Here is a 7,094-nt window from a genome sequence, read left to right as displayed (position 1 = left end):
GGGGGGGGGGGGGGGGGGGCTGTTCGGGCTGGGGGCTAGGCCTTGCGGCCCCAGGCTGAGATCAGGGGGGCCGTGGCCAGGTCCATCGGCTGTGCGGCGATGTTCGCGAGGTGGTCGGTGATGTCGGCCTCCGTGGCCAGGCCCGCCGCCGTCAGGGCCGCGCGGGACTGTTGGACCATGGCCGCCTCCAGGGCCGCGCAGGCGGGCGAGGCCAGGGGGAAGTACGCGTCGGCCTCCACCTGGCGCAGGCCCGCCGCGCGGAGCAGCCGGGGCAGACCGCGGCCGTACGCGAGGTCGGCGCCGCGCTGGGTGAGCAGCGCGCCCCGGAGGCGGTTCGCCAACTGCTCCGCCGGCCCGTGCTCGTCCGGGCAGGGCAGCGGCTGCAGGGCCGGATCGGCCTCCTCGATCAGCAGGCGGCCCCCGGGACGCAGCGCCCGGATCATCGACCGCAGGGCGAGCTCACGGTCCGGCACCCGGGCGAGGACGAGCCGCGCGTGGACGAGGTCGAAGCCACCGCCGGGCGGCGCGTCCGCCCCCACGTCGTGCATGCGCACCTCGACCGGCGTGCGGGCGGCCGATGTGTGCCAGGAGATGTCCGTGTCGGTCGCGAGGACCCGCCCGGTGGGGCCGACCCGCTTGGCGAGCCAGGAGACGACGGAGGTGCCGCCCGCGCCGACCTCCCAGCAGCGCCACCCCGGCCCGATGCCGAGCCGCTCGATGTGCCGGAAGGTCGTGGGGTCGAAGAGCGCGGAGAAGGCTTCGGAGCGCTGACCCGCACCCGCCCCCTCGGCGTGCCGATTCCGATTGCCGGTCAGATAGCCGTCGATGAGCGTCATACGGCAATTATCCCGGTTGCCCGGCTTGCTCCCGGGAGGCGGCTCCGAAGGCCTGGAGCGGAGTATTCCGTTCCCACAGGCTCTGGCCGCACTGACGGAACGTACTGGCAGACTGGCACGTCACGTCACCAGAACGAGGAGCCACGCATGTCGATGGCAGGCAACCTGCGAAAGGTAGGGAACCTCCGCAAGGTAGGCGGCCTACGGAAGGTCGCGCGGGTCGCCCAGTTCGTGCGCAAGCACAGCCGTGTCGACCTGAGCCACCCCGCCCGCTCCCCGCTGGGCTCGGCGGTGGTGAAGTGCGTGACGTACCGCAACGGCGTGCGCCAGGAGGGCGGCCGCGACCTCGTCGAGGAGGTCGAGCGCGTCCGCAAGAGCGGTGACGGATTCGTCTGGCTCGGGCTGCACGAACCGACGGAGCAGGAGTTCGCGGGCATCGCCGACCTCTTCGACCTGCACCCGCTCGCCGTGGAGGACGCGGTCCACGCCCACCAGCGGCCGAAGGTGGAGCGGTACGACGAGACGCTGTTCGCCGTGTTCAAGACGGTCTGTTACGTGGAACATGCCGAACTCACCGCGACCAGCGAGGTGGTGGACACCGGCGAGATCATGGTCTTCATCGGCAAGGAGTTCGTGATCACCGTGCGGCACGGCCGCCACGGTTCGCTCGGCCCGCTGCGCGAGGAGCTCGAGTCCGCGCCCGAGCAGCTCGCCAAGGGCCCGGCGGCGGTCCTGCACGCGCTGGCCGACCACGTCGTGGACGACTATCTCGTCGTGACGGACGCAGTGCAGGCCGACATCGACCAGGTGGAGATGGACGTGTTCTCCAAGGAGGGAGAGCAGGCCGACCCGGGCCGCATCTACCAGCTCAAGCGCGAGCTGCTCGAACTGAAGCGAGCCGTGGTGCCGCTCGGCCGCCCGCTGCAGATCCTCTCCACCCAGCCGATGCAGGTGGTCGCCCCGGAGATACAGGCCTACTTCCGGGACGTCGACGACCACCTCAAGCGGGTCGCGGAGCAGATCGCCTCCTTCGACGAGCTCCTGAACTCCATCCTCCAGGCTCACCTCGCGCAGGTGACGGTCGCGCAGAACGAGGACATGCGGAAGATCACCGCCTGGGCCGCCGTGATCGCCGTGCCGACGATGGTCTGCGGTCTGTACGGAATGAACTTCGACCACATGCCCGAGCTGCACTGGAAGTACGGCTATGGACTGGTGGTCGGCGTCATCGTCACCATCTGCTTCTCGCTCTATCGCGGCTTCCGGCGCAACGGCTGGCTCTAGGCTGTACGGGCCATGCCAACTACGGGGGGAAGTGGGGGAAGGTGACCGATGCCTCTGCGCGAGGATGACCCGGAGTCGATCGGCGGCTATCGGATCGAGTCGCGGATCGGCACCGGCGGCATGGGCGTCGTCTATCTCGGCCGCTCGGCGTCGGGCCGCGCGGTCGCGGTCAAAGTCGTCCACACCCAGTACGCGGACGACCCCGAGTTCCGTGCACGCTTCCGCCAAGAGGTCAAGGCCGCACGCCGGGTCAGCGGCGCCTTCACCGCACCGGTCGTGGACGCCGATCCGGAGGCCGCGCTGCCCTGGATGGCCACGGCATACGTCTCCGGGGACACCCTCGCCCAGCGCATCGCCGACCAAGGGCCGCTGGACTGGCCGCGGTTGAAGCGGCTCGGCGGCGAACTGGCCGAGGCGCTGCGGGAGATCCACCGCGCCGAGGTGGTGCACCGCGACCTGAAGCCGAGCAATGTGCTGCTGCTCGAATCCGCGGGTGGCGCGGACGGCGGCGACGGCAGCGGCAGCGGCGACGGCGGAATGACGCGCGTCATCGACTTCGGCATCTCCCGGGCCGCGCACAGCGATGTGCGGACGCAGACCGGCCTGGTGATGGGCTCGCCGCCGTTCATGGCGCCTGAGCAGTTCAGCAGCCCGCGCGACGTCGGGCCGCCGGTCGACATCTTCGCGCTGGGCGCCCTCCTCGTGTACGCGGCCACGGGGCGCAGCCCGTTCGAGGCGGAGAACGCGTACCTGGCCGCGTACCAGACCGTGCACAACGACCCCGAACTGGGCGCGCTCCCCGAGGCGTTGCGCCCGCTGGTGATGTCCTGCCTCGCCAAGTCACCGCAGGACCGGCCCACTCCGGTGCAGGTTCTCGACGCGCTGGCCGCGCTCCCGGACGAGGGACCAACGGGCGCGACGGGTTCGGCGACGGGTCCCAGCGCTCGACGCCCGCGCCGGGGGCGTCGGTTCAAGGTCGTCCTCGCGAGCGCCGTGGCGCTGGTGGCCATGATCGGCACCGGAGTATCCGCGGCATTTCTGGGCGGCACGGATTCCGGCGCGGGCGGCGGCGGCACGGACGCGAAGGCGGGGGTCCCCGCGGGCTGGAGGCCGTGGCACGTCGCCGCCGAGAAGGACGGCGACGACATGATGCCCTCGTCGGAGGCCTGCACTCCGCACGCACAGGGCGTCTACTGCGCCTCGCCGACCACCGCACTGACCCGGCTCGATCCCCTGACGGGCAAGGTCAGATGGACGAAGCCGATGCACCGCCCCAAGTCGACCACCGGCTACTCGGTCACCGGCCCGGTCGTGGGCGCCGGCACGGTGTTCACGTACAGCGCGGAGGGCTCCGGCGGAGTCGACGCGTACGACGCCAAGAGCGGCAGGAGGCTGTGGCGGCTGCCGGGGCCGCACGCGGAGTTCCAGTATCTGAGCGGCGTACTGGTCGTGCACAAGGGCGAGTTGAGCTCGTCGCGCACGTCGACGTACACGGCGTACGACCCGCGGTCCGGCCGGGAGCTGTGGCACCACAAGGTGACCAGCGACTCGCCGGGCGCGTTCTACGCGGGTCCGGACGGTACGGTCTTCGCCGATCTGCGGATCGCCCCGCGCAAGGGCGTCCCCGGCTCGTCGGAGATCGCCCGCTACGACGCGCGGTCCGGCCGGAAGCTGGGCGGGACCAAGGCGCCGAAGGGCGACCTGTGGCTGGCCACGGTGCACGACGGCAAGGGGTACTTCGCGCGCTGGGAGAACGACTCGGGTGTCTCCTCACGCTTCTTCATCCAGGATCTGACGTCGGGGAAGGTCCGCGGCATCGACTTCCCCTGGGCGGTGGAGCCGGAGGCGCCGCCGCTGGTGCGCGGCGACGCCATGTATCTCTTCGACTACGCCAACGAGACCGTGCTCGCGCTCGACCTCAAGCGCGGCAAGCCGCTCTGGACGACCTCCCGCGAGCTGCGGATCTTCAGCGAGCCGTCGGTGCGTGGCGACAGCCTGTACGCCACGATGCCCGACGACAGTGTCATCGCGATCAACATCCGCACGGGACGGGAGCGTTGGCGTTCGGCGGCGCCCTCCTTCAAGGACGCCACGGACACCAACAACGCCGGGGGCGGCTCGGTCGACGACCGGTCCCCGAGCGGGGTGGCCCCGCTGGCACTGGGGGGCGTGCTCTACGGGGTGACGGACGAGGGAACGTTCTCGGTGGCCGCCAAGGGATAGACCCGGCGGGCGAGTGGGCGAGCGGCCGAGCGGGCGAGTGAGAGGCCTGCGGTCAGCTCTTCGCGTACACGCTCTCGACCCAGCTCGCGAGCTGGTCGTCGGCGAGGTGCGTGGCGAGGTCGGCCTCGCTGATCATGCCCACAAGGCGCTTGTTCTCGATGACCGGGAGCCTGCGGATCTGGCTGCCCTTCATCTCCTGGAGGACCTCGTCGAGGTCAGCGCCCGAGTCGATCCAGCGGGGCGTGCCCTTGGCCATGTCGCCCGCGGTCACCCTGGACGGGTCGTGCCCCATCGCCACGCAGCCGACCACGATGTCGCGGTCGGTGAGGATGCCGCAGAGCCGCTCGTTCTCGTCGCTGATGGGCAGCGCGCCCACGTCGAGCTGACGCATCAGTTGTGCTGCGCGGTCCAGGGTCTCATGTGCGGGGATCCACTGGGCGCCGCGGTGCATGATGTCTCCGGCTGTGGTCATGAGCTGCCTCCCGGGGCCGGACGGCCGGCGCGGCGCGGAGGCACCGCTAGTCCCGGCGCCCCTCATTCTCGCCGGGCACCCGGAGGTCCGCACGCCGGGGGCGGGCACCCCTGACGGGACAGGGCCTCTGACGCGGACGCCGTCGCGGCTGGGGCGCGGACGCCGTCGCGGCTCGGGCGTGGACCACCCGGCCTCAGGCGGAGAAGCCGACGATCTTCTCCGGGGTCACTCTGATGATCACCCGGACCTCCTCGTCCTTCTCGCCGGGCGGGTCGATGCCCAGGTACTTGTGCGAGAGCTCGTGAGGGAGCCGCTTCTCCGGGTCGGGAAGGATCTCGGCGACGCCGCGGATCTCGGTCGATGTGTACGGATTGGCCAGGTCGAAGACCGAGATGCTGATGCGCGGGTCGCGTTCGAGGTTGCGGACCTTCTGCCGCCGCGCGGTGGAGGAGAACAGCACGGTGTCGCCCTCCCGCTTGATCCACACCACCGAGTTCTGGGGTGCGCCGGTGGGGCCGAGGGTCGCGACGCTGGCGAAGTTCTTGCCGTCGAGGAGGGTGCGGACCGATTCGCTGAAGTGGAGCGGTGCCGTTGTCATGACCCAGACTCTAACTACATGCACGTGCATGTAAAAGGGCTTTCAATATCTTTCTTCACGCCTACGTGGCCGGTGATCGGCGTTCGGTGGCCCGTGGCCGGTGGCCGTCAGCCGCTCCATGCCGGATGCCGTGGGTCGTCCGCGCGTACGACGACGTCGGCCACCGCACCAGGGTCCGCCTCCGCCTCGTACCGCTCGAAGGCGGGCAGCGTCCACCGCTCGCTCTGCGCCGTACGTCGCCGCAGGGCGCCCGGCGAGAGGCTCGTGTGGACGGTCAGATCGAAGGGGAACCAGTGGCCGAGCAGCAGTGGTCCGTGCAGCAACAGCAGTGCGCCGGGCTGGAGTTGTACGTACGGACTGCGTGTCGCGCGGTCCGTGGCCGGGTCCCAGAGGTCCGGCAGTACCCGTCCCGTGCCGCCCGGATCCAGCGGCCCGAAGACCTCGCGCCAGAGCGCGCCGGTGTCGAACCAGCCGCTGTAGTACGCCTCCACGTCCTCGCGACCGTACTCGAGACGCAGCGAGGCGGGGCGCAGGAAGCCTTCCGTGCCGACGACGAGCGCGGAACGACCGCGCACCCGCAGCGCGTCGGCCACGCTCCGGGCCAGCTCACCGGGCCTGCCCGCCGGGGCCCCGTCGAAGGCGATGCGGGGCCAGGGGCTCGCGTCGGCCGTCTTCAGGTCGAGCAGGCGGTCGGCGAGCGTGTCCGTGAGCCGGTCCCAGGTGATCGCTTCGAGTCGCACCCGTCCCATGATGCCGGGCCTTCCCGCTCTGCTGCCGGACTCCCCCGCCACCCTTCCGCGGCGGTACGCGCCCGCCGCCCCGGGGAATGAACCCTTCATGGCACCAACTCCCCTCATCCGAACCGGGCTTCTCGCCATCCAGCCCCTGAAGCGCCGTCACTGCGCGGAGTGCCGACGCGGGCCGCTCTCCCTCCTGGTCATCGAGGACACCGAGCCGCGCTGTCTGGACTGCGCCGACCTGGGTCATCTCGTCTTCCTGCCACGCGGCGACACCGCGTTGACGCGTCGGGCCCGCGAGGGGAGCGGGCTCTCGGCGGTGGTCGTCCGCTTCAACCGGCGCCAGGGCCGGTACGAGCGCCAGGGCGTGCTCGTCGAAGAGGCGGCGCTCGCACGAGCCGAGGAGCGGTGCCTCGCGGACGCGGAGGCGCGGGCGCGCCGCCGGGCACGGGACGCGGCGCGCCGGGCCATGGAGGACGTCCGCTTCACGGCTGCCTTCGCGGACGAGATACGCCGTCTCTTCCCGGGGTGTCCCGATGAGCGGTCCCGTGCGATCGCCGCGCACGCGTCCGTGCGGGGCAGTGGGCGGGTGGGGCGGAGCGCGGCGGGCCGGGCGCTGTCCTCCGTCGCGGTGACTGCGGCGGTGGTGGCCGCCGTCCGGCACACGGACACGCCGTACGACCGCCTCCTCATGAGCGGAGTCCCCCGGGGGGAGGCCCGCCGCCGGATCGCCCCGGCGGTGGAGGCGGTGCTTCGGGCCTGGCAGGGCCCTGGGCGGGCGGGGTGGCGGTCTGAGGGGGTGGCGGTCTGAGGGGGGTGTCGAGGCGTGGGCCGCCTCGCCGCCGAGCGGTTCCTGGCCGGGGGCCTGCCGCCGGTCCGGTCGGCTCGCCTCGCGTCGCGTCGCGGGTGCGCCTGAACCGCCGCTTCGCGGCGGATTTTTCCCG

The 7,094-nt window shown here is 71.7% G+C and carries 7 protein-coding genes; 3 read left to right on the top strand and 4 right to left on the bottom strand.

The window, feature by feature from the left end; genetic code table 11:
* Positions 1-35: 35 nt before the first annotated feature.
* Positions 36-836: a methyltransferase domain-containing protein gene (locus tag ABD378_RS17425; RefSeq protein WP_344521838.1), complete on the bottom strand. Its 801-nt coding sequence runs from the start codon at positions 834-836 to the stop codon at positions 36-38.
* 147 nt (positions 837-983) lie between these two features.
* Between ABD378_RS17425 and corA the strand changes: the two genes are divergently transcribed.
* Both corA and ABD378_RS17415 read left to right on the top strand, forming a co-directional pair.
* A complete protein-coding gene (gene corA, locus ABD378_RS17420) occupies positions 984-2,120 on the top strand; it encodes a magnesium/cobalt transporter CorA (protein WP_344521837.1) in 1,137 nt (378 codons plus the stop codon).
* A 48-nt stretch (positions 2,121-2,168) separates the two neighbouring features.
* A complete protein-coding gene (locus ABD378_RS17415) occupies positions 2,169-4,343 on the top strand; it encodes a protein kinase domain-containing protein (RefSeq protein ID WP_344521836.1) in 2,175 nt (724 codons plus the stop codon).
* 52 nt (positions 4,344-4,395) lie between these two features.
* Here ABD378_RS17415 and ABD378_RS17410 read toward each other — a convergent pair whose 3' ends face one another.
* The 3 genes from ABD378_RS17410 to ABD378_RS17400 form a co-directional block, all read right to left on the bottom strand.
* Positions 4,396-4,815, bottom strand: coding sequence for a CBS domain-containing protein (locus ABD378_RS17410; RefSeq protein WP_344521835.1), 420 nt, complete (start codon positions 4,813-4,815; stop codon positions 4,396-4,398).
* A 193-nt stretch (positions 4,816-5,008) separates the two neighbouring features.
* A complete protein-coding gene (locus ABD378_RS17405; RefSeq protein WP_344521834.1) occupies positions 5,009-5,413 on the bottom strand; it encodes a PPOX class F420-dependent oxidoreductase in 405 nt (134 codons plus the stop codon).
* Positions 5,414-5,520: 107 nt separating this feature from the next.
* Positions 5,521-6,153: a nucleoside/nucleotide kinase family protein gene (locus ABD378_RS17400; protein ID WP_344521833.1), complete on the bottom strand. Its 633-nt coding sequence runs from the start codon at positions 6,151-6,153 to the stop codon at positions 5,521-5,523.
* Positions 6,154-6,250: 97 nt separating this feature from the next.
* On the opposite strand from ABD378_RS17400, the gene ABD378_RS17395 reads away from it, so the two are divergent.
* A complete protein-coding gene (locus tag ABD378_RS17395) occupies positions 6,251-6,961 on the top strand; it encodes a DUF2293 domain-containing protein (RefSeq protein ID WP_344521832.1) in 711 nt (236 codons plus the stop codon).
* Positions 6,962-7,094 lie beyond the last annotated feature (133 nt).

Source organism: Streptomyces rectiviolaceus (genome assembly GCF_039533825.1).
Lineage (GTDB): Bacteria > Actinomycetota > Actinomycetes > Streptomycetales > Streptomycetaceae > Streptomyces > Streptomyces rectiviolaceus.
Note: the sequence above shows the minus strand (reverse complement) of the source record. Positions and strands in the feature narration are given on the sequence as shown.

Excerpts from the sequence above, each read along its gene's own strand:
- ABD378_RS17425 (WP_344521838.1), bottom strand. The coding sequence starts at position 836 with ATGACGCTCATCGACGGCTATCTGACCGGCAATCGGAATCGGCACGCC.
- corA (WP_344521837.1), top strand. The coding sequence starts at position 984 with ATGTCGATGGCAGGCAACCTGCGAAAGGTAGGGAACCTCCGCAAGGTA.
- ABD378_RS17415 (WP_344521836.1), top strand. The coding sequence starts at position 2,169 with ATGCCTCTGCGCGAGGATGACCCGGAGTCGATCGGCGGCTATCGGATC.
- ABD378_RS17410 (WP_344521835.1), bottom strand. The coding sequence starts at position 4,815 with ATGACCACAGCCGGAGACATCATGCACCGCGGCGCCCAGTGGATCCCC.
- ABD378_RS17405 (WP_344521834.1), bottom strand. The coding sequence starts at position 5,413 with ATGACAACGGCACCGCTCCACTTCAGCGAATCGGTCCGCACCCTCCTC.
- ABD378_RS17395 (WP_344521832.1), top strand. The coding sequence starts at position 6,251 with ATGGCACCAACTCCCCTCATCCGAACCGGGCTTCTCGCCATCCAGCCC.